The following is a 22,502-nucleotide window of genomic DNA, read 5'->3' on the forward strand; positions in this document are numbered from 1 at the left end:
GATGAAATTAATCGATAACGTAAATAGTCGTTTAGGCGACGACCTGAGGGAAAGTATTAAGAAGGGCAGTAAGCTAAGTATAGCGGTTAGTTCTTTCTCTATATATGCTTATGAAGCCTTAAAAAAGGAATTGGGAAGCATCGAGGAGCTTCGTTTTGTCTTTACCAGACCGACCTTTATTGAAGAGAAATTCCAAAAGCATTCACGACAGTTTTATATACCTCATATCTATAAGGAAGCAGATTTATGTGGGGGTGATTTTGAGCTTCGATTAAAGAGTGAATTGAATCAAAGAGCTATAGCGCGGGAATGCTCTAAATGGGTTAGGGACAAAGTGGTTTTTAAATCGAATGTAGATAGCACGAATACCATTAACGGGATGATTCATCTTGAAAATGGGGAATCGGATGGGGCTGCATATTCTGGAATCAGCAGTTTTACTTCTTCTGATTTGGGGATTACTCATAAAAAAGGATTTCCAACCCTTATTCAGAAATCGGAATTTCCGCAGAGTAGCGCATATTTGGAATATTTTAACCAAATATGGGAAAACAAAGAAGATCTTAAAGATGTGACTCTCCAGGTGCAAGAGTATTTTGAAAATGCATTTAAAGAGAATAGCCCTGAATTTATTTACTTTATTACGCTTTATAATATTTTCAATGATTTTTTGGATGATATCTCTATGGAGAATCTTCCCAATGATCAGATAGGTTTTAAAGAGTCCGTGATTTGGAATAAGCTTTACAATTTCCAGAAGGATGCGGTTATAGGGGCAATTAACAAACTTGAAAAATATAAGGGATGTATTCTGGCCGATAGCGTTGGGTTGGGGAAGACATTTTCAGCATTAGGGGTAATTAAATATTACGAAATGCGTAATAAAGATGTTCTGGTATTGTGCCCAAAAAAGTTGGAAGCGAACTGGAATACCTATCGGCATAATGATAAGAACAATATTCTTGCGGGAGACCGCTTTGGGTATGATGTGCTTTTCCATACTGATTTATCGCGTGAACGTGGAATGAGCAATGGGCGGAATTTGGAAAGTGTGAATTGGGGTAATTATGGGCTAATCGTAATAGACGAATCTCATAACTTTAGAAATAACAATACGGTTGTCGGGAAAGAAAATAGATATCAGAAGCTGCTTAGGAAGGTAATACAGGAAGGTATTGAGACTAAAGTGATGATGTTGTCTGCAACGCCTGTAAATAATAGATTTAATGATTTAAGGAATCAGCTGGCCCTGGCTTATGAAGGAGAAGCGGCTTTAATTGATGAAAAACTAGATACGGATAAGGGAATAGATATTATTTTTAGAAGAGCACAACAAGCTTTTAATGTTTGGTCTAAATACGCGACGGAAGAGCGAACGACTGAGAAATTGCTTGATATGTTGGATTTTGATTTTTTTGAAATCTTGGATTCCCTTACGATAGCACGTTCTAGAAAACATATAACCACTTATTATGATACGACGGTAATAGGGAAATTTCCGAAGCGTGAAATACCTGTCTCCATCAGAAGTGCCTTAACTCAAGATAGCTCCATAACCTATACAGAAATAGCCGAAAAGTTGACGTTATTAAATCTGTCGATATACACGCCCCTGAATTATATTCTGCCCAGCAAGATTCAGTTTTATGCGGATCTCTATGATAAAACAGTAAAGGGCGGCCGGTTAACCCAAATGGATCGGGAGAAAAGCTTACAGATCTTGATGCGAATCAATCTTCTAAAGCGGTTAGAGAGCTCTGTTGACTCCTTTAGAATAACTTTGGAAGGAGTGATGAGGCAAATAGAGGCTGCTTTAAAAGCTATTAAGAATGGAGAGAACGAGGCTTACTCTGGTATTGAAGCAAAGATGGACAGTGAAGAGTTTGATTGGGAAGCCAATTGGGGAGATGAGGAGAATGTGATCGGTAAAAAAATAAAGGTTCACGTATCGGATGTTGATGCCAAAAGATGGAGTGAAGATTTAGGAGAGGATTTATATGTTTTAGAACAATTGCACAAATCTGTTTCTCATTTAAAAGGCGAAAAGGATTTAAAGCTGCAATCTCTTAAGGAACTCATAGAGAAGAAAATTGAGAAGCCCTTGAACGGCACAAACAAAAAGGTAATTGTTTTTACTGCTTTTGCCGATACCGCGAATTATCTATACAGGGAGCTAGGGAAAGATTTGAAGAACACGTATGGATTAAATACGGCCTTGGTGACCGGCTCAAAAAGGTCTTGTACTACCAAGAAAATACCAACTCAATTAAATACGATACTGAGTTGTTTTTCTCCCATTTCAAAAGATAAGGATCAATTGTACCCTTCCATAAAGGAATCTATAGATATTTTAATAGCAACCGATTGTATTTCAGAAGGTCAAAACTTACAGGATTGTGATTATTTGGTGAATTATGATATACACTGGAATCCTGTTAGAATCATTCAACGTTTTGGGCGTATTGATAGGATCGGCTCCAAAAATGACAGTATTACAATGGTCAATTATTGGCCTGATGTTACTTTGGATTCTTATATCAATTTAAAGCAGCGAGTAGAGAGTAAAATGCTCATTAGCAATATGGCGAGTACCGGTGATGACAATATTCTGAATTTGGATGAAAAGGATCTGGACTATAGAAAGGTTCAGTTGCAACGACTTCAAGAGGAGGTAATTGACTTAGAGGATTTGCGCGATGGAGTAAGCATTACAGATTTAGGTTTAAATGATTTTCGAATTGACTTATCCAATTTTATAAAGAGTTATGGGGAGCTCAAAAATATTCCAGAAGGGGTGCACGCGGTAGCACAATCCAATCAAACATTTGCGCCGGGAGTTATTTTTGTTCTTAAAAACATTCATACGAGCGTGAATATTGACAAATTAAACAGGCTGCATCCATACTATCTTGTTTATGTAAAAAACAATGAAGAGCTGTTTTTGGGTCATATGGAATCGAAGAAAATATTGGATGCAATGCGGATGCTCTGCAAAGGAGAAAATGAACCAATTCTAAATTTGTGTGACGAGCTTTCAAAAGAGACTAAAGAGTATTCGAAAATGGATACCTATTCACACTTACTTAAACAAAGTATTGGGAGTATTCTTCAGACCGAAAAAGAGAAAGATGTACAAAGTCTATTTAGAACAGGTGGGACAACTGCTCTTAAAGAAAAATTAAGGGGAATTGAAGATTTTAATTTGGTGTCATTTTTAATTATCAAGTAGTTGAATATCTATAATTTACCACAAAGCACTATTGTTAATCGGAATGTTCCTAAAAATGCATTCGATGAATATTCTAATTCCAAGCAAAAGAGAATGTTCACGGATTTAATATCCAAGATAACCTGGAAGCATAAAATATCTTCAGAAACGATTAATCTATCGGGAATAGAAGTCCAAGAAATTCAGTTATTTGAAATTCAATTAAAGGAGAAAAATAGTATTCGTCCTTTGTTGGATATTATTGATAAGGCGATTCCGTATCACATTATTTTTATAATCGTTTTTGAAAATGAAGTCCGATTTAGAACGGCGAAAAAGCATCTGAATCCTTTAAATGAAAACAATGCCGTCATCGATTGGGTTTTTGAGACGGAATGGGCAAATCAGGGAGATTCCGCATACGGCTTGGAATTAAAAAAGAATATCGACTCTGTTTATTATAACTTCTGCTCTGAGATAACGGGAGAGGATAAGAAATTTGATTCGATTGCGGAGATGATTTCGTATCAGAGTGAAATAAAAGAACTTGAAACCAATATTGAGAGACTTAAATCTCTAATCAAGAACGCAAAGCAGTTTAATAGGAAATTAGAATTAAATGTTGAATTGAATAGGGTTGAGGGGGAGCTTGAGGGGGTTATGGGGAGGACTAGATAGAGATGAGTGTTCAATTATAGAGTTGATTTTAGGTAATTCAGATTATTTTGGTTGAGATAATTCTAATTCGGTATAAATTTTTGGAGTTGTAATCTCGAAATTTATCAAATTATAAATGTTTAGATAATCAATTATGTTGGGAAAAGGGGAGAATTTAGAAAGGCACATCAAATTGTTTTTTGGGGAACTTTTAAAAGAATGTGGATTCACCGTAATTAAAAATCGACAACAAAAAAGTGGTACCCAAGATGGATTTGACAATGAGATTATTGTAGTAAATGAATTTTATAAACGATTTAAAATCTATATAGAGTGTAAAGATTATTCCACAAAACTCAATTACTCGGAAGCCTTAGTAAAGATCCCTCAAATAATTTCTTCATATAAACCTGATCTGTTCATTTTCATTTCACCAAAAGAACCTTTCAGCAATCCATACAATGATAGTAGATTAGAAGATTTTTACAATGAATTTGAAGTGCCAATTGAGTTTTTAACTCCCGATAATCAAGTTGAAGAGCTTTTGTCCTTAGATAGGATGGTGTATAAGGCTATTTATAATAAAGAACCTTTAATTAAGGTGGACAGAAGTGAAAAAATTGAGTGGTTTAAAAAATTTGTATTATCGACAAAACCTTTAAGAAAAATTATACTTGATGAAATTGAACGATACAATTATATAACTCATATAAGCTTAACGGACAATTATATAGAAAGGTCTATCATAGAGCCCAATCGAAATTTACAAACCCAAGACTTATATACTCGAACTTGGAAAGGTTCTTTTGAAGACAATATTAACTATCTACTTAACAATAATGATAAAATAGGAGTGGTCTTACTAGGTAATCCGGGTAGTGGAAAATCCTGTGAGCTCAGAAATATTGCAATAAGCACCTGGGAAAATAGAGATATAATAGGCTGGATTCCCTTTTTTCGAGAGATTAGAACATTTACTCTGAACAGTTCCATCGAAGATTATCTCCCTAAGAATTGGGACAAAATTCCTCAACTGTTGATCGTTTTCGATGGATTAGATGAGATTTCTCAAAGTCAAGAATTTGGCTCTAAACTTGAAAAGTTTATCCTTGATAATAGGAATTCAAATAATAATATAAAATTTGTTCTTAGTTGCCGAACAAATATTTTTGAGAATGTTATAAGAAAGATTTCGAATTTTGAAATGCTTTTTTTAGATAGCATTAGCTATTCCGCGGCCATTGCGTATTTGGAGAAATTATATGGCTTATCACCAGAGGATTCCTTTGCTCTAAGGTATAAATCTCATAATGAATTCTTAGAAAACCCTTACTATCTGAGGCTATTTGGAGAATATTATCTAAAAGAAAAGAAGATTCCTAAAAATAAGGCCGAGCTCCTGGATAAATTTGTGGAGAATCGTCTTGAAGATGATTACAGAAATAAATTTAAAACTCAAAGATTTGACAAGGCATTGGTGGAAATTCATTGTAAAAAATTAGCACTAACAATGGAGGCTATGCAAATAAACGAAATTGATGAGTCCCATATCTTTTCTTTATTTGGTGCAAATAAAAATGTCTTTACCGAATGCTGTTTTTCTCAAAAAGTTTATGATGAAAATTCCTGGAAATTTGAACATAGGAACCTTCAGGAGTATTTTGCAGCAAAGTCTTTACAATATCTTTCTTTTGAGGATGTAATTGAATTTATAAGAATTGGTGTAAATGAATTTAAAACCCATCCCTCTTGGCTAAATACAATCTCCTATTTATTAGGAATGATTGATCAAAAGTCAAGCCTCTATAAGCAAATGATTGATTGGTTAATAGAAAATGACCCAGAGGTACTGTTTAAGGCTGATTCTGATAGATTAACTAAAAATGTCAAGTTTAAAGTTTTCAAAGATTATTTTACTGAGCGTTGTTTGAAACAAACATTATGGATCAGGACTTATGATGCTGGAGTACTCGAACTTGCAAAATTTGCTGATTCTGAAATGAGCATCGAGTTTTTGTTAAGTCAATTAAAAAATAAAGACAACAATCGAAGAACCAGGATCTCTGCAGCAGATCTGTTATCCTATATGTCCATCAATGAAAGAGCAGAAGAGGTTATAGATGTAATAATCAAATTACTAAAAGCTCCTTTAGAAGAGGTCGATTTCGGTTTTAAAGCAGATGTTCTTCACAGGTTCAAACAATTAAATTACCATAAGGAATCCAACTTCATAGACAAAGTTATTGAAGCATTGGGGGAGATAGACCATCATCAAGTCATTAGTGCTTTACTTTATCTAATAGAGGATTCCGAACCCGATAAGTATGGTGCATATATTAAGAATCACTCAATCAAAATAATAGATGAACGTTGTAGAAAATATAAAAAGAGTGACAATCTATCCACAGGAGAAGAAGCTACATTCCTTAGAATACTGAAGAAATTTAATGACACCGAGAATTTGATTTTTGCCTTAAAATTCTATTTGAAAAATCCATTGCCATACTCTCGTGATGAAGAATTAGATAGAAACATTGAAATTGTAATTAACAAGCTAGCATTAAATTACCTTCAAGACGAATCTGTCTATATGGAGTTTTTGGAGATCATTGACAATGATTTATATGATTCAGGTTTCAGATTGAAATATGAAGAACTAATTTTTCAATTCTTCAAAAAGACAAATACCATCCAAAGAGCTTTTAATGATCTTTATAACAAAAGCATAAATATTAGCAATAAAAGACATTTTTTGGTTTTGTTTTCAGACAGCGAAAATATTAAGGTATTTGTAAAGGATTTTTTATCTGAAAAGATTGAATTTAATGAACTTATATATTTTAGAAACAACCTATCCTATCATAATTTTGAACTTGCTTTGGAGTTCCAAAAAATGGTTGAAGAGGAAACCTCAATTAATTTTCCAGATAAATTAGAAACTTCTAACCAACGTCAATGGGCGGAATTTCATAAAACTAAATATCAAGTTGGTTTTGATTTGTTGTTCAATAAATCCCAATTAGCAAGATTGACTAAACAGTATTTTCGAATTCATCCGGACCAAATAATTACTTGGGATAATAATAAAGAAACCAAGGTAGAATATCGGAAAAACTTACATCTTCAAAAAACCTTTCCTCAGACATTTATAAATATTATAAATGATGCGCTTAGAGGGAATAAGGGGAAAATCATTGAGCAAGACGTAATAAATCTACTTAATACAAATTCTTATCTTTTCTTCAAGATAAATGAAGAAGTTCTTTCCTCTCACTCTTCAAGCTTCGAAATCACAGTTGGTCATAAAGAGAAAATTTATAAATGGTGCCTTAAAAACCTACCTCATTGCGATTTTAATGGGTATTCTGAAAACTCAAATAGAGAAAATAACGTCAAATGTGAGTTAGTCTGGAGATATAGGAATTTATTTGACTTTGAATATCCTGAAAAATTTCTTCTCGAAATGTTATTCATAGATGGCCAGATGAAAATGAATGGAAAGTATTTTGGATATGAATACATAATTAATTCGGTATCAAAGGATAAACTTAACGAAAGGATAATTTGCAACTTAAATAGCAAAGAGTTAGAACATACGATTCTGCACAATCATATAATGTACGCATTGGATAAAAATTTAAGCGAAGTATTCCATCATATTGAGGAGTACTTATATGATGATAATGAAGCTAGGTATATTAAAAGCACCATCTTAAGGAAGTATTTTGAAAAAACAAAAGATATTGAGTTTTTAAAACGATTAATTAATAATTCTACAGAAGAATCAATAGAGAGAAGTCTATATTGTGAGGTATTAAAGTTACTCATTGAAAATAAGGAAGCTAGTTTTGTAATCGATAGTCTATTAAAACTTCGCGATAAATTCCCTCAAGCAAAGGACTCTTTATTAATCATAAAATTTTTAATTAGAGGCAACTATGCATTAGCGTTTAAACTTTATAATTCTTGGCTACTTAAAGATTTATACGCTTCAAGAGACGTACGTGGAACTATTGAAAAGGAGGACTATTCAGTGTATACTAACAAAGAAGGCATAAATGATTTAATGGATTTATTTGAAATTGGTTGTAACCAGTCCTTTAAATTTGATATTCATTACCATCCAAAACGTATCGCTCATGAAGCTTTGGAAAGCATAAGTAAGATGAATGGGGAGGGCTGTGAATTGATCCTTGGTAAATTAGAAATTTTTAGAGAAAGCCTAATTAAAGTGAACGGGGAACTTTTCGAAGTAAATACGCTTATTAACGACATTACTAGACAATATTTTAATCATAAATCAAAACCACTTTCCTTCAGGGGGATCTCCCAAAAGATTGAAGAATTTAAATATGAAATTCTTTGAGTTTTGAACTTTTTTATCTAATAGGACATTATTCTATGAATATGGAGTTTGGATGGCGAATGAAGCAAAGCATTAGTCTAAAATTAAAATTATATTCTTGACTGGGAGCTGGGTGAGAGCTTCGCTAGGTTGGCAACTAAAGGTTTTCCAAAAAGGATGATACTTAGGTAAACGCTCATCGTTGAAAACATCTAAGGCTGCGCCGGTAAGTTGGCCATCTTCAAAAAGAGAATTGTTTTCTCCAGCCATTAACAGAAATGTACGTGTTATATCACTTTCTGTTTTTGTTAAAAATAGAACCCACAATTTATTCTGTAACATTTTCAAGCTTTTGTATCTAAAGGGAAACGAAACATTATGAAAACAAAATGTATTTTAGTTGTGGCTTTGGTTTTAAGCTTAAATCTTTATGCCCAAAACGAATTTGAGGTGTCTATTTCAGGAAATGGCCAACCGGTTTTATTGTTTCCGGGCTTTACTTGCACGGGAGAAGAATATCAAGATTTGGTTGGGGAATTGTCTAAAAACCATAGGGTTTATAATTTCACCTTTGCTGGTTTTGGAAATGTTCCGCCAATCGAAAAACCTTGGCTGCCAAAAATCAAAGAAGCATTAGAAAATTATATTGCAAAAAATAATTTAGAACAATCGGTCATTATTGGTCACAGTATGGGTGGAACGTTGGGTTTATGGCTAGCTTCTGACAATCCTGATCTTTTTTCAAAACTGATTATCATCGATGCGTTGCCAGCAATGGGTGCTTTGATGATTCCAGATTACGACAGTCAAAACATCCAATACGACACGCCCTATAATCGGAAAATATTGTCAATGGATGATACAGCGTTTGAGACAATGGCCACACAAATGGCTCTTGGAATGACCCAAAATACGGAAAAACGCCAACAACTCACAGATTGGATTATAAAAGCCGACCGCAAAACTTTTGTTTATGGTTATACCGACTTATTGAAACTAGATTTAAGGCCGGCGCTTTCAAAAATTAAAATCTCTGTGACTATTCTAGTGGCAACGGAACCTTATGGTCAAGATATAGTCGAGAAAAATTACGGCGAACAATACCAGAACCTAGACGATTATTCGGTTTATATTGCTGAGGGTTCCTCACATTTTATTATGTACGACAAACCTGATTGGTTTTTCAATCATATTAAATCTGCTTTAAGAACGAAATGAATACGGAGACCTATTTTGAAAAGATCTATACTGAAAACTACCAAAAAGTTTTGGGGCTATGTCTGGGTTATTTAAAAGGCGATGAGGCTTTGGCAAAAGACTTGGCTCAGGATGTTTTCGTCAAGGTGTGGTCAAATCTGAAAAATTTTCGACAAGATGCAAAATTCTCAACCTGGATTTACCGGATCACTGTGAACACATGTTTGCAGGAACTCCGAAAAAAGAGGGATTTGCCATTAGAGTTTGATCTTCAAGAAGAAATATCCAACAAAAATTCATCGCAAGACGAATCCCGTTTAGCCAAAATGTATACCTGCATCAATCAACTTTCGTTGCAAAACCAAAGTATTATCCTTTTGGAATTGGACGATGTGCCCCAGGCCGAGATTGCTGAAATCCTTGGTGTTTCGCACCAAGTAGTTCGAACCCGAATTCACCGTATCAAAACTCAACTCTCAAAATGTGTAAGACATGACTGATTTTAAAGACCTTAAAAAAGAATGGAAGACGCGAGAACTTTCCAAGCCCGAACACTCGCATAACATCATTATCGCGAAAATGCGAAAACTGAAAACCCAACAGACGATAGGTCAAATTGTGTTGTCAGTTACGGCAATCATTCTAATTGGTTTTTTCTTTTATGTTTCTGCCTATACGGATTCCCGAGCAACTCTGGGACTACTTTTGATGATAGGCAGTTTATTGCTGCGAATTATCATCGAAATTTTTTATAAACTAAATAGTAAAAAATTCGATTTTTCCCAAAACGCAAAGGAATTGCATCGAAAATTAGTGAACTATAACAAAATCAGATCGCTAGTAAATTATATATTGACCCCCATTTTGTTTATAACCTATATCATAGGATTTGTTGTGCTTTTACCAGTATTCAAAGCAAACCTATCCCAAGGCTTCTACACTTATATTCTTTGGTCTTCAGGTTTTATATTTGCTTTTTTGGCGCTTTTTATAGGCTATCATGTCAGAAGGGAATCTCGCGAACTTCGGGATATGAAAAAGGTTTTTGAAGATTGATTATTTCGTCTTTCATTCTTTTCCACAGAATGTAAATCTAGAGTGCGCCAATTTTTTAAAAGTTTTTGATTTATAAAACGTAAACGCCTTCTTAGGATTATTTTTCAAAGATTCAATTAAAATCGTCTTTCCGACGCTCCAATATGTTGGGCTTCAGGTAGAAGTTTTAACACCTTTAGACTTTCCAGTTCTTTTGGATACAGGAGGTTTTGTGGTTTCTAGCTCTTTATTGATATGGTGGTTTTAGATTTTCTATATGTAAAGAGAATTAGTTTTTCTTTACACGTTGTTGAATTGTGTTAGGTTTCTTGAATTTTGTGATCACGCTGTTTTTATGTGGGAAGAAAATTGAGTTTGGTTACTTGAGGTTTGTTGGTTTAGTCTTCAATACTTTTTGAAAGCAACAGAGTTTCCTTTGTTTTATTGTGCTTTCTTGACTGCTTTCAAAATACCTTCCTTCGGTGGCAGGCTCAACCGTCTTTTACTATGATCAGTATTCCGAGTTCAGTGGCAGTAGGCAGTAACAATTTGCAGTATCATAGTTGCAGTATCATTCCTTCGGTAAGTCCTGAGGTAAATTTGGAACACTCAGACGCCTTTCTGGTTATGAGTCATGAGTGATCAGTGTCAATGAGCAGTATTCAGTAATTAGTCCTTCGGAACATCATCCTTCGACGGACAGTCTAAGGCGGCTTTTACGTGTTCTTAATCCAAAGCTTATTATTTCTCTTAGCTACATCAAAAACTATTTCTAACTTTATGGATTAGAATAAAACAATCAATCTAATGTCAGAAACCATAGCTGCCCGGCAGGTATTTTCGTTGTATGGGGTAACGCGAAGTATTGAGAAAGCTATTGCATGTCGGTATCAACAGTCTTATTGGATAAAGACGGAGGTGAACAAGCTGAACCTGTATCACGACCGGTGGTTTTTTAAGCATCCGTTTTTTTGCTTTATAATCTTGGAGCAGGGCTTCAATCACATTAATTATTTGTTATTATTCCTCTTAAAACATAACGCAAAAGTCTGCAAACCTTTAATGTAGTCTCCCTAAACTTAACATTCCAATTTTTAAATAATTTTAGATAAACGTATGGAAAATTTTTCATGAAAATTAGAAATACCAAACAACCTAATAAATATACCATTCGTCGGATTATTACTTTAATTTATAATTGATCAAAGAAATCTTTAGGTTTTGATATTTGATAATAATTATGTTTTAATTTATGTAAATACCTTTAAAATAAATGCTTATGTAATTAGTAATATAATTTTTAAGAAAATTTAGTTGAAATTATACTGAAATCATTTAACATATTATTTGCATTTTATAAAAATATGAGTTATGTTTGAAGAGGAAGTTTGGTTTTTAGTCTGTTATATTGAAATTATAATTTGAAATTAAGTTAAATGCTTAGACAAATTTTGAAAGAATTGTCATTGGTGAATTTAGATTCTTAGATCGATAAATTAAATAGTTAAGAAGAATTTTGATTAGATTCTCTTTAGAAATTTCAGATTTTTTAAGATTGCCAAAATGTGGAAATTTAGTGTATTTGTATTAAGAAATCTTAATAGAATTAAAGATTTGCAGGAAATGATGAAAACTTTATTTTTCATCGGAAATACGTTTTGGTTTAAATTAGTTTAAACATAGTATGAAGACTTTTCAGAAAAATATTGCTCTCTTTTAAATATATTTTGGAATACCGGATAAAAGAAAATTTTATTTACATAAAGATTAATATAACTCTTTACCTAACCTTAAAATTAAAATAATATGAAAAATTCACTACTCATTTTATTGTCAATGATTACATTGACCTTAGCAGGTCAAAACAAAGATCAAACAGGCTATTACTATTATTTTCAGGATACTAAAATTTATTTGAATCTGGATACTGAAAATTTTTATTTGGATGCAGACACTAATCTTGATACAAATGAATTAAAGGAGCCGGATTTTCTACCATTTACATTCAAGAATGATAATTATTCTGGAATTACCTCAAATAAGTGGGCTGAAGTAAAAATTAAAACTAAACTTTCAGAAAATGTATATTTTCAAAAATTGAATGACCTAAAACGAACTTCATCCAAAATAATTTCGGTACAGCCTTCTTTTATAACGATGGAGGGAGATAAGATTGATATGTCTAGTTACTTTTATGTCAAACTCAAAGATCCGGGGGACTTTAGTAAGTTAGAGAATGAGGCCAAAAAAAATAATGTACTGATTATTGGTCACAATGAATTAATGCCCCAATGGTATACGCTTAAATGTACTAAGGAAACCAAACTTAATACACTTGACATTGCAAATCGTTTTTATAATACAGGTCATTTTGCATCTTCTGAACCCGATTTCTTATTCAACGATTATCTAAGTTGCACAAATGACACAGATTTTAATAAATTATGGGGTCTTAAAAACAATAGTAATCCAAATATTGATATTAATGCTTGTGATGGATGGGGAATAACTGAAGGTGCTAACATAAAAATTGCAGTTGTTGATACTGGAATTGAGATTTCTCATCAAGATTTGAATTCAAATATATCTAACCTTAGCTTTGACACTGAAACGAATTCTAGCCCAAGTCAAATTCATGAACAAGCAAAAAAGTATCATGGCACTCATGTTGGGGGTACTATTTCTGCAATTAAGGGTAATAATAGGCAAGTTACTGGAGTTTCACCTCAGTCTAAATTAATTCCTATTAGTGTTTTGTTTGGGACTCCTCAAACTACAGCTAAGCTAGCTAATGGTATAAATTGGGCTTGGCAAAATGGAGCTGATGTAATAAGCAATTCTTGGGGAGGAGGCCCTCCTTCAGGATTAATTTCTGATGCCATCAGTGATGCACTTGCTCAAGGAAGGAATGGGAAGGGTTGTATAGTTGTATTTTCTTCAGGAAATAATAATGGAAATGTTTCCTATCCAGCTAACTCAAACCCAAATATTTTGGCCGTAGGCTCTATTACTTCTAACGGATCTCGTTCCAGTTTCTCAAATTATGGAGGTGAACTTGATGTGGTGGCTCCTGGTAGTAATATTTTTTCTACTCTTTTAAATAATCAAACCGGTTATCTTAGTGGTACTTCGATGGCTGCGCCTCACGCCTCTGGGGTTGCTGCCCTAGTTCTTTCAACCAATCCAGCTTTAACAAATCAGGAAGTAAATGCAATAATAGAAAACACCTCTCAGAAGGTTGGAAGTTATTCTTATGCTAATAATGGGAATAGACCAAATGGGACTTGGCATGTTCAGATGGGCTATGGTTTAATAGACGCGCATCAAGCTGTGATTCAAGCTCAAAACTCACTCACTCCATTTATTGCTGGAGCTAATCTAATTTGTCCCTCTGAAGGAAGATCACGGTATTCTATTCAAAATGCCTCTCCTACATATAGTTGGACGAGTTCGAGTAATTTGACGCTTTCTGCATTGGGTACTGTGATCAATGGAGGACTTAGTGCAAAAACGGTTTTTGCAAAAGCGACGAGTTTTAATACTAGAGGACCTGGTTATGTACAGGTTTCACATAGTAATGGAGTAACGCGAAAAGATATCTGGATTGGCAAACCATTGCTAAATGCTGAATTAACACCCGACATTAGTCTACCAGAAAAATTTGTTGATTTTGATTTAATTAGCAATCATCGTGATAATCAAGAGATATCTGAAGTAATCTACCAAAAGACTGGTGGAAATGGCAATCTGCATGTGTATGGAAAATTTCACGGAAAAGGTTCGGGTCCCGTTCATCGCCATTGGTATATTAATGTTACCGCACAAATTACTAATTCTTGTGGCACAACCACATTGGATTTTACAATTGAACCACCTGCACCTCCATTAAAGAATGTGGTTCCTGTTCCTAATTCGGCCGATGAATCTTTTTCTTTAGATTTTTCTGAATTACCTGATGATACATATGAAATTGAAATTTACGATGTTTATTCAAGAAAGCATTATACTGGGCAGAGTGTCAATTTTGAAAAAATTATAGAAACTTCAAATATGCCGACAGGATTGTATATAATTAAAATTTCTAATTCAAAAGGTGATATGAGCGAGAAGAATTTACTTATACATCATTAAAATGTGTTTTAAAGCTCTAATAATATTAATAGAGCTTGAATTCTAATTTTATATTCTCAGTTATTACTTTGAACTTAAAATTTTAATTGTTAGATGGATAACTAATTATATTGTTATTATCTATTAATCCTTTCCTTTGAATCCTTCAAATTTATTATTGAAAGTAATTATAATATGTGGGGCATTAATTTTGAGATTAATGCCCTATTTTTAGTGATAACTTTGCAAGAAGATTATTATCTGTTCAAATTTTGATTTAAAAGAAGAATGAAATGAAATAATCATGGGATGTGAACGAAAATTCCTCGATTTAAACGTTAAATATCCCGTATCCGTAGATAATCAGTATTCATTTTCATGCGTATAATTTAGCGATATGGTTTAGTGTATCCAAGGCATTTAAGCCCATTATGATTGTTATGTCTATTTGGAACGTATCTTTGCGAAGTTTTTAACAGTCATACCGAGCTTGAACTGTCCCGAGATTTTTTGTTTGACCTTGATGTTTCGTACCGCACATTCTGAAACATTATTGTCTGGTGGCATGTGTTATATGAAAAGAAAGATAATGAGGTTTTGGTGTTATCTTTTCAGGCGTTTGTAGAAAAAATAGAGTTCTTTTTGATCTTTGTTTGGCGGGTCGTTTAGCAGATGTTCCAAATTTTGAACAATACCCGTTCTGTTTGTTCAATATTCTTGCTTGTCCCAATTCTGTCTATTTAATATTAGTGAACTTTTCAAGAGTTTAAGGAAGTCTTTTACCTAGCTGGTAGAGTTGTATTTTTCCTTCAGATAATTAAGCCTTCACAGCAAGTTGGGCATAGAGAGATGATGGTTTGCTGCCACTGTCGGAGCTTGGGCATGCCATTCTTCCCGCATTCAGTTGTTCCCTGGGAACCCATCTGATAACTCCCTATCCATTGTAGCCCTGCCACGGTCGCTGGAATGAGCTATATATGTGAGTTTTTGGCTCTGTTCGGTTCAAAACCAGTTCTTGGTGTTGCCTACCCTGGTATCTGTCTCATTCTTTCCCAAGATGTCACTGGTGACTATGCGTTTTTTTTCTCTTGGTAGATAGGTGCCGTTTTTTGCGAGAATCGATCAAGTAAATCCTGATTATCGTCCTCACTTATCCTGAGCCCAAAAATATCATTGAACCTTTGCTATATTCTTGCAAAGGGAAGGTGCTGCTTAACATAAAAGTAATAAATAAGACTTGTAATCCGAGAGCGATAACTTATGGGAGAATTGACCCCTTTCGGGAAGATTGCTCGATTTTTGCACCACAGCTACAGATGTTTGTGTGTGCCATGTATTCTGTGAAAACAGCCTTGGGTATTGGAAGGTCAACACTCTGGCGCGCGCTCATCTCAATTCCCTCAAACCCTGATGACGCTGGCGATCCCGTCCGTGACCTCCTAGGTCTCGTCAGAGAAAAGCCTACTTTATTGCACGCCGCAATAATATGTTAAATACTGGTTTTAATAAGAGACTATAACATCTCTGAATTGCGGGCTGGCTACTGAAGGAAGGAAAGGACCGCTATAAGCGTTAGTTTACTCTGGGTTTGACCATTGAGAGAGATTATTGCCTTGAAAGGCAAATTGAAAATAAAAAGACAAATTCACCCACGAAAAATGTGTTTTTCAATTGCATTAATGTAGTGTTCAAAATTTTGTAAGTATAGTTCAGAGTGTAATTATGTACCGTTGAGGTTGGATCCATGTATTGCTCTTGTATCTTTCATGCTACTCGAGTTCGAGTCTATTCAATTAAGTGTGTCAATTTATAATTTAATAAATTAGACATATGAAAAATACAGAAAGTAATTTAGATATGGAAGCTCTCATAAAACAAATGGGAGAAGAGCTTCGATCTGGAAAACCACTTACGGGAACCGGTGGTGTTTTCACTCCCTTGATAAAAAAAGTCATTGAATCCAGTCTGGAGGGTGAAATGGATGCCCATCTCAAAGAAGAAGGCAAGACATCAAAGAACCGTCGCAATGGGCGGGGGCGAAAAAATGTCCTTAGCTCTTCCGGTGGGCTGGAAATTTTTTCGCCGCGTGACCGCAATGGTACGTTCGAGCCCCAGACCGTAAAGAAGCGGCAGCGCAGACTGGATATGGACCTCGACAAGAAGATTCTGTCTCTTTACGGTCGCGGGATGAGCTATCGTGATATCCAGGACCAATTAAAGGAAATGTACGATGTTGAGCTGTCCGTAGGCACCTTAAACTCCATAACCGATAAGAGATATATTGGAATGGCAACAACGTCCCTTGGAGAGCGTATATCCGGTCATGTGGCTTGATGCCATGCACTTCAAGGTACGGGAACACGGAAAGGTCGTTACAAAAGCTGTTTATAATATCCTGGGAGTCAATCGGGACGGAGAGAAGCAGGTTTTAGGTATTTATTTTGGTGATAATGAATCCAGTAGTTTTTGGAGAAGTGTCCTTCACGAGCTTAAACAGCGCGGTGTCCAGGACATATTTGTAGCCTGTATTGATAACCTAAGCGGTTTTGGCGATGCTATCGAAGATATCTTTCCCCAAACCGACGTACAGTTATGTTTGGTTCATCAGATGCGAAACAGCATAAAGTATGCATCGCACGTTGATGTCAAGCCTTTGGTAAAGGATCTGAAAAAGATATATACAGCTTTAAATGAACAAGCAGCCGCCCAATATTTGGTGCAAGCTGAGGAAAAATGGGGGAAGAAGTATAAGGTTATATTCCGGAGCTGGAACAATAACTGGGTCAGACTGACCAACTTTTATAAATATCCACCAGCTCTCAGAAGAGTAATATATACCAACAACCCGATCGAAAGCTACAACAGGATGGTTCGCAAGACAACAAAAACAAAAGGAGCTTTTACATCAGAAAATGCAATCGTAAAACAATTGTATCTTGCAACCGTAAATGCACAGACTAGATGGAATGGAACTATGTTTGCATGGACATCCGTTAGAAGAGACCTTGTAGATTATTTTGAAAACAGATTTTTAACCGATGACACACTTTAATGAACACTCCCTCGAGTTCTGCGTTTATACTAGTGTTTCCCTACTCAACCCCTAGTATCATGCTACTATCATAATAATTGCCTACTATATATATATATATATATATATATATATATATTCTCTACTAAACCATCTTAAAGTTTTAAATCACTCATTTTCAAAGTGCACTAGTTCTTGAAACCCATGCAGCGAAGACCTCTGGCCCGTGTAATTCCATCGTTTTATATCTTTTCCTTTAATACCTATAATATGCTTTTATAAAAACATACTCAAAGCCTAGTAAAAGGCTAGTGAATGTCTACAATTTCCCTTAGCTAAAACAAAAACTAATTTCCTAACTTTATAAATTAGAATAAAACAATCAATCAAATGTCAGAAACCATAGCTGCCCGACAGGTATTTTCGTTGTATGAGGCAACGCATAGTATTGAGAAAGCTATTGCAAATCGGTATCAACAGTCTTATTGGATCAAGGCGGAGATGAACAAGCTGAATTTGTATCACCACTCCGGCCATTGTTATCCAGATTTGGTAGAGAAGCGGGATGGGAAGCTTATAGCCCAACTGCGTGCCATCTTGTGGCGAACCGATTATGAGCATATCAATAGGCGGTTCTTGGAGGTCCTAAAGGAGCCGTTGAAGTATGGTATCAAAATATTGTTTTTGGCAAGGATACAGTTCCATTCGGTTCATGGTCTCTCCTTGCAGATAATGGATATTGATCCCAATTTTACTTTAGGCGATCTAGAACAGGAAAAGCAGGAAACCATCAAAAAACTGCATACGGAAGGTGTTATTAAACAAAACAAAACACGAAAGCTGGCACTAGTACCGCAACGCATTGCTATTATTTAAGTAGAAACAAGCAAAGGATATGAGGATTTCTTGAGCATATTGACCGGGAATACTTGGAAGTATAGTTTTTTTACTTTTTTATTTCCTTCCATACTGCAGGACGATAAGGCCGTAACGGAAATAATCAGGCAATTAGCACGGATTAAAAAACTGCGGCATCATTTTGATGCTGTTGCTATTATTCGTGGAGGAGGCGGCGATATTGGGCTGTCAAGTTTTAACCATTATGTACTCTCAAAAGCCATAGCAGAATTCCCGCTGCCAGTATTGACCGGAATTGGGCACACTGCCAACGAAACGGTAACAGAAATGGTTTCCTATTACAATGCCATTACGCCCACAAAGCTAGCTGAGTTTTTAATACAGAAATTCCATAACTTCTCAGTGCCGGTGAAGGAGGCCGAACGGAAGGTTGGGGGATATGTTTTTACGATTGCTGCAGGATACAAAGGCGACCTTTGGAAATACACTAAGACTGTTTCGGGCTAGTACGCAAAGTTTGGTAAAAGAACATAAGCATCGTGTGCGGCAGTATAGTTTGCGGCTACAACAGCACAGCGTGTTTCGATTTAAAAACGAACAACAAGTGCTCCGTAACTTCAATGAACTATTATTTCCTGGGGGAGGGCAGAAGCTAAGGGAAGAACAGCGAATTATAGAGCAGCTGCAAATAGACTTAAAACGAGCTAGTGTGAACCATTTAAGTACATCCAAGCAAAGGTTTAGTACGCTTGAGCGGGATCTGGACACCATGCACCCAAAAAATGTTCTAAAACGGGGCTACAGCATTACAACTTTAAACGGGAAGGCAGTAGCGAGTATTAGCAGTGTCGTTATTGGCGATAAATTAGAGACCCAGGTTTTTGATGGGGTTTTAATTAGTACGGTAAAATCTAAAAATAAAAAAATTGATGAGTAAGGAATTGACTTATAGAGCAGCTTTCGAAGAGCTACAGGAAATCGTTAACGAAATTGAACAAGGGGAGATATCAGTAGATGAACTTTCAGCCAAGGTAAAGCGTGCTTCTGTATTGATCAAAATATGCAAAACAAAACTAACGACTACGGAGGAGGATGTTGAAAAGATATTGAAGGAGCTGGAAGATTGACTAGTAGTAGGCTTGCTATTAGTAAGTTTTATTGGAATTTGACCATACATCTCCTTGAAGCATATATATAAATCGTCTCTATTTTATGATTGTATCTGGAATGCCTTAACCATGCTTTCAAAACCACCAAATGATTATTTGTGATATTCCCTTTATAAGGTTCGTTGTAATAGAAAAAGATCTTCCCAGAAAAGATCTATGCATCTGCGGTAGATTAACTCTCTCTAAGCCTAGGTTCACCCGTATATAAGCCTAGTCAAAGCCTAGTATAAGCCTAGTGTAAGTCTATTATAAAACCCACAGATGACTCGGAGATATAGGTTTTTGCCATATACCTAGTACGAACCATAATCTGAGACAACTTGAATACTTGGATTCTATTGGTGTCAGTAGTTTCGGTTTTATTATTCTGGGCATTCCGTTTCAAACCTTCTAGTTCCTCTGGACAAAGAATCATATTCCCTTAAATAAAGAAGCCCACGTGTTGGACGCGGGCCTCATTCTACAAAGATTCCCATTGCTTCTAATTACCAGTTTTCGACTTGAGAATCAAAGAAAATTGTTTAATGTTTTGTTCTGCATTCCCAGAAAGAATCCAAATTATATCAAATATATTCAAAATGATCCTATTTGGGTATATATACCCAAAAGAATTTTCTTTATTTCTTCCAAATTGTCATTTCTATATACAGGGAAATGAACGATTCAGAAGCATTAAATGAGTTTCTAGTAAAATTTGGAGAAAAGGTTAAAAAAGAGAGAGAATCAAAGGGGTTAACTTTGGATGATCTTGAATTTCATTCTTCGATCGATTCGAGCGATATCAATAAAATTGAGCTCGGTCAGCGTAATATTACATTTAAATCATTTTTGAGAATCGCGAATGGCTTAAAAGTAACTCCGCAAGAACTGTTGGATTTCGAACTTAATATTACAAAATAAGATATTCAAACATAGTCCAGAAAACAGCATTTATCCCAAAGCTTTCCTCCTCAAAAGTGAATTATTTTATTTTCTTAGCAATTATGTATTAGCTTTTCCTACTAGTAGAATAAAACCCCCTGCCACAATTTTCCTTAAATATTTAAAAGTGCAATAAAGCACACTTTTATCTAGGAAACCACATGTTATTCATTAAATACCTTGGTTAGTGCATTTTAATACACTTTTTTGTTGTAATACAATAATTTTTAGTATATTTGCATCAAATAGAGCTTTATAATGCACTTTAGTAAACTAATAGCAACAATAAAAGAACGCAGAGAAATGCTTCAGGTAACCCAAGAAACCTTGGCGCAACTATCGGGTGTGGGGTTGCGGACCTTAAAGCAATTTGAAAGTGGAAAAGGCAACCCTACACTTACCACTTTACAAAAGCTTGCTGATGCCTTGGGAATGGAAGTCAATCTAAAAATTAAAGACCTATCCAGTAATTCATGAGAGCAGCCAAGGTACTATATAAAGATGCGGAAGCAGGAGTAATAACGCAACACGATGATGGTTCATTCACATTCCGTTACCATACTTTATGGATAGAGGATAATAGCAAGCCAGGAATCAGTCTTACATTGCCAAAAACCCATCAGGAATATAATTCCAAAACATTGTTTCCTTTTTTTTACAATATGTTACCAGAGGGATCCAATAAACAAGTGGTGTGCAAGTACAACAGAATTGATAGAGATGATTATTTTGGGTTGTTAATGACAGTAGCAAAGACCGATAGTATTGGCGCCGTAAGGATCCTTAAAATAGATAATACATGAGCTTGCCCATAATAACACATTGTCCGGGAACATTAGCCGAAGGCTTTCACACCTACGGCAGAACCTGTCTAAACAGAGTATTCCATGGCAGAAAAGTAGATCATGTCTTGCCTTATGATTCCCCGGCATCCAATCCGGAAACGGACGAGCTTTTTGAGGAAAACCGAAAGCGTATGTCCATTTCAGGAGTACAGGAAAAATTCTCCGTCCTGCTTGAAAAAAACAACCTGAGGCTTGTCAATGAAGGCGAACGTGGAGGTTATATACTAAAACCCATTCCGGGAGCTGGAAAAAAACCGGATCAAATGCCTGCCAACGAACACTTGACCATGCAGATTGCCCGTCAAGTTTATGGGATAGAAACTGCGGAAAATGCCTTAATTTTTTTTAAGGATGGCACCCCGGCATACATCACCAAACGGTTTGACGTACAAGAGGATAAAACGCTCCCTGTTGGAAAAACAATTAAATTGGCTCAGGATGATTTCGCCTCCCTGGCAGAAAGAACCCCTCAAACTCATGGTGAGCATTACAAATATTTAGGAAGCTACCTAGACCTTTTTCATTTAATGGAGAAGTATATACCTGCCTACAAGCTTGAATCGCCAAAATTGCTGAAGCTTATTATGTTCAATTACCTATTTTCCAACGGGGATGCCCATTTTAAAAATTTTTCAGTCCTGGAAACTCCAATGGGGGATTTTCGATTGAGTCCTGCTTATGACTTATTGAATAGCCGTATTCATATAGAGGATAAGGATTTTGCTCTTGATGACGGTCTATTGCCCAGAAATCTTGCCCAAGGAAAATTAAGTAGCCAGTTTCGTGTTTTGGCAAAAGAGGCGGGTATCAATGAGATAACTTTCAATGGTATTTTATCATTAATGTCGAAAAAATCAGACGCCGTTGAGAAAATGATAGCTGCGTCTTTCCTGAATGATTCGACGAAAAGAAATTATTGGCAAGCTTACCAAGGACGATTAAAGCAATTGTCTAAAGCTTAAGACGACATAATACCAACATGTCTTTGTCTTCCCAAGTCTTCTACGAACATCCTAGTCATTTTAAGATTCTCAAATTTCGCTCGTAATTTGGTTCTACACTTTAGACCCGATTTTTAAAATAACTATTTGGCAGATTTATTTTCACCAAGTACGTCGATGACGGG

General features: G+C 35.3%; 15 protein-coding genes and 2 pseudogenes. 16 read left to right on the plus strand and 1 reads right to left on the minus strand.

The annotated features are described in order from the left end of the window. The first annotated feature begins 1 nt into the window (after position 1). The 3 genes from G440_RS0111720 to G440_RS0111730 all read left to right on the plus strand — a co-directional run bounded on the left by G440_RS0111720 (position 2) and on the right by G440_RS0111730 (position 8,231). The gene (locus G440_RS0111720) at positions 2-3,229 is read left to right on the plus strand and encodes a helicase-related protein (RefSeq protein ID WP_026451484.1); all 3,228 of its coding nucleotides are present in this window, start codon (positions 2-4) and stop codon (positions 3,227-3,229) included. Beyond that, the gene (locus G440_RS0111725; protein ID WP_026451485.1) at positions 3,230-3,886 is read left to right on the plus strand and encodes a DUF4391 domain-containing protein; all 657 of its coding nucleotides are present in this window, start codon (positions 3,230-3,232) and stop codon (positions 3,884-3,886) included. A 133-nt stretch (positions 3,887-4,019) separates the two neighbouring features. After that, positions 4,020-8,231, plus strand: a complete 4,212-nt coding sequence (locus G440_RS0111730) for an NACHT domain-containing protein (protein ID WP_026451486.1) — start codon at positions 4,020-4,022, stop codon at positions 8,229-8,231. Positions 8,232-8,303: 72 nt separating this feature from the next. On the opposite strand, the gene G440_RS0111735 is transcribed toward G440_RS0111730, so the two are convergent. Beyond that, positions 8,304-8,552, minus strand: a complete 249-nt coding sequence (locus tag G440_RS0111735; protein WP_026451487.1) for a hypothetical protein — start codon at positions 8,550-8,552, stop codon at positions 8,304-8,306. Between the two features lie 36 nt (positions 8,553-8,588). On the opposite strand from G440_RS0111735, the gene G440_RS0111740 reads away from it, so the two are divergent. From G440_RS0111740 to G440_RS0111805, 13 genes and pseudogenes are all read left to right on the plus strand, one after another. Further along, positions 8,589-9,428: an alpha/beta fold hydrolase gene (locus tag G440_RS0111740; RefSeq protein WP_026451488.1), complete on the plus strand. Its 840-nt coding sequence runs from the start codon at positions 8,589-8,591 to the stop codon at positions 9,426-9,428. After that, positions 9,425-9,907: an RNA polymerase sigma factor gene (locus tag G440_RS0111745; RefSeq protein WP_026451489.1), complete on the plus strand. Its 483-nt coding sequence runs from the start codon at positions 9,425-9,427 to the stop codon at positions 9,905-9,907. Before G440_RS0111740 ends, G440_RS0111745 begins: the two co-directional genes overlap by 4 nt. Then, the gene (locus tag G440_RS0111750) at positions 9,900-10,463 is read left to right on the plus strand and encodes a hypothetical protein (RefSeq protein ID WP_026451490.1); all 564 of its coding nucleotides are present in this window, start codon (positions 9,900-9,902) and stop codon (positions 10,461-10,463) included. Before G440_RS0111745 ends, G440_RS0111750 begins: the two co-directional genes overlap by 8 nt. A gap of 1,785 nt (positions 10,464-12,248) precedes the next feature. Beyond that, on the plus strand, positions 12,249-14,573 hold the full coding sequence (locus G440_RS20725) for a S8 family serine peptidase (RefSeq protein ID WP_051285325.1): 2,325 nt from the start codon (positions 12,249-12,251) through the stop codon (positions 14,571-14,573). 1,809 nt (positions 14,574-16,382) lie between these two features. Beyond that, positions 16,383-17,604, plus strand: a pseudogene (locus G440_RS21700) (IS256 family transposase). Between the two features lie 369 nt (positions 17,605-17,973). Continuing rightward, the gene (locus G440_RS20740) at positions 17,974-18,459 is read left to right on the plus strand and encodes an exodeoxyribonuclease VII large subunit (RefSeq protein WP_051285331.1); all 486 of its coding nucleotides are present in this window, start codon (positions 17,974-17,976) and stop codon (positions 18,457-18,459) included. A gap of 18 nt (positions 18,460-18,477) precedes the next feature. Next, a pseudogene (locus G440_RS21610) lies at positions 18,478-18,948 on the plus strand (exodeoxyribonuclease VII large subunit); the annotation flags it as partial. Beyond that, positions 18,881-19,378 carry an exodeoxyribonuclease VII large subunit gene (locus G440_RS21615; RefSeq protein WP_084426734.1) on the plus strand — a complete coding sequence of 166 codons (498 nt, stop codon included), beginning with the start codon at positions 18,881-18,883 and terminating at the stop codon, positions 19,376-19,378. The pseudogene G440_RS21610 and the gene G440_RS21615, both read left to right, overlap by 68 nt. Next, positions 19,371-19,568, plus strand: coding sequence for an exodeoxyribonuclease VII small subunit (xseB, locus tag G440_RS0111780; protein ID WP_026451492.1), 198 nt, complete (start codon positions 19,371-19,373; stop codon positions 19,566-19,568). The genes G440_RS21615 and xseB overlap by 8 nt, the downstream gene beginning before the upstream one ends. A 696-nt stretch (positions 19,569-20,264) precedes the next feature. Further along, on the plus strand, positions 20,265-20,510 hold the full coding sequence (locus G440_RS0111790) for a helix-turn-helix domain-containing protein (RefSeq protein WP_026451494.1): 246 nt from the start codon (positions 20,265-20,267) through the stop codon (positions 20,508-20,510). A 279-nt stretch (positions 20,511-20,789) separates the two neighbouring features. Continuing rightward, entirely contained in the window at positions 20,790-21,008 is a 219-nt protein-coding gene (locus tag G440_RS0111795) for a helix-turn-helix domain-containing protein (protein WP_026451495.1), read from the plus strand. After that, a complete protein-coding gene (locus tag G440_RS0111800) occupies positions 21,005-21,334 on the plus strand; it encodes a HipA N-terminal domain-containing protein (protein WP_026451496.1) in 330 nt (109 codons plus the stop codon). Before G440_RS0111795 ends, G440_RS0111800 begins: the two co-directional genes overlap by 4 nt. Further along, entirely contained in the window at positions 21,331-22,338 is a 1,008-nt protein-coding gene (locus tag G440_RS0111805; RefSeq protein ID WP_026451497.1) for a type II toxin-antitoxin system HipA family toxin, read from the plus strand. Before G440_RS0111800 ends, G440_RS0111805 begins: the two co-directional genes overlap by 4 nt. The last annotated feature ends 164 nt before the right edge of the window (positions 22,339-22,502 follow it).

Source organism: Aequorivita capsosiphonis DSM 23843, from assembly GCF_000429125.1.
GTDB classification, from domain to species: Bacteria; Bacteroidota; Bacteroidia; order Flavobacteriales; family Flavobacteriaceae; genus Aequorivita; species Aequorivita capsosiphonis.

Bases quoted from the DNA above. Each gene is read 5' to 3' on its own strand.
- G440_RS0111720 (WP_026451484.1), top strand. From the start codon at position 2: ATGAAATTAATCGATAACGTAAATAGTCGTTTAGGCGACGACCTGAGG.
- G440_RS0111730 (WP_026451486.1), top strand. From the start codon at position 4,020: ATGTTGGGAAAAGGGGAGAATTTAGAAAGGCACATCAAATTGTTTTTT.
- G440_RS0111735 (WP_026451487.1), bottom strand. From the start codon at position 8,552: ATGTTACAGAATAAATTGTGGGTTCTATTTTTAACAAAAACAGAAAGT.
- G440_RS0111740 (WP_026451488.1), top strand. From the start codon at position 8,589: ATGAAAACAAAATGTATTTTAGTTGTGGCTTTGGTTTTAAGCTTAAAT.
- G440_RS0111745 (WP_026451489.1), top strand. From the start codon at position 9,425: ATGAATACGGAGACCTATTTTGAAAAGATCTATACTGAAAACTACCAA.
- G440_RS0111750 (WP_026451490.1), top strand. From the start codon at position 9,900: ATGACTGATTTTAAAGACCTTAAAAAAGAATGGAAGACGCGAGAACTT.
- G440_RS20725 (WP_051285325.1), top strand. From the start codon at position 12,249: ATGAAAAATTCACTACTCATTTTATTGTCAATGATTACATTGACCTTA.
- G440_RS20740 (WP_051285331.1), top strand. From the start codon at position 17,974: ATGTCAGAAACCATAGCTGCCCGACAGGTATTTTCGTTGTATGAGGCA.
- G440_RS21615 (WP_084426734.1), top strand. From the start codon at position 18,881: ATGTTTTTACGATTGCTGCAGGATACAAAGGCGACCTTTGGAAATACA.
- xseB (WP_026451492.1), top strand. From the start codon at position 19,371: ATGAGTAAGGAATTGACTTATAGAGCAGCTTTCGAAGAGCTACAGGAA.
- G440_RS0111790 (WP_026451494.1), top strand. From the start codon at position 20,265: ATGAACGATTCAGAAGCATTAAATGAGTTTCTAGTAAAATTTGGAGAA.
- G440_RS0111795 (WP_026451495.1), top strand. From the start codon at position 20,790: ATGCACTTTAGTAAACTAATAGCAACAATAAAAGAACGCAGAGAAATG.
- G440_RS0111800 (WP_026451496.1), top strand. From the start codon at position 21,005: ATGAGAGCAGCCAAGGTACTATATAAAGATGCGGAAGCAGGAGTAATA.
- G440_RS0111805 (WP_026451497.1), top strand. From the start codon at position 21,331: ATGAGCTTGCCCATAATAACACATTGTCCGGGAACATTAGCCGAAGGC.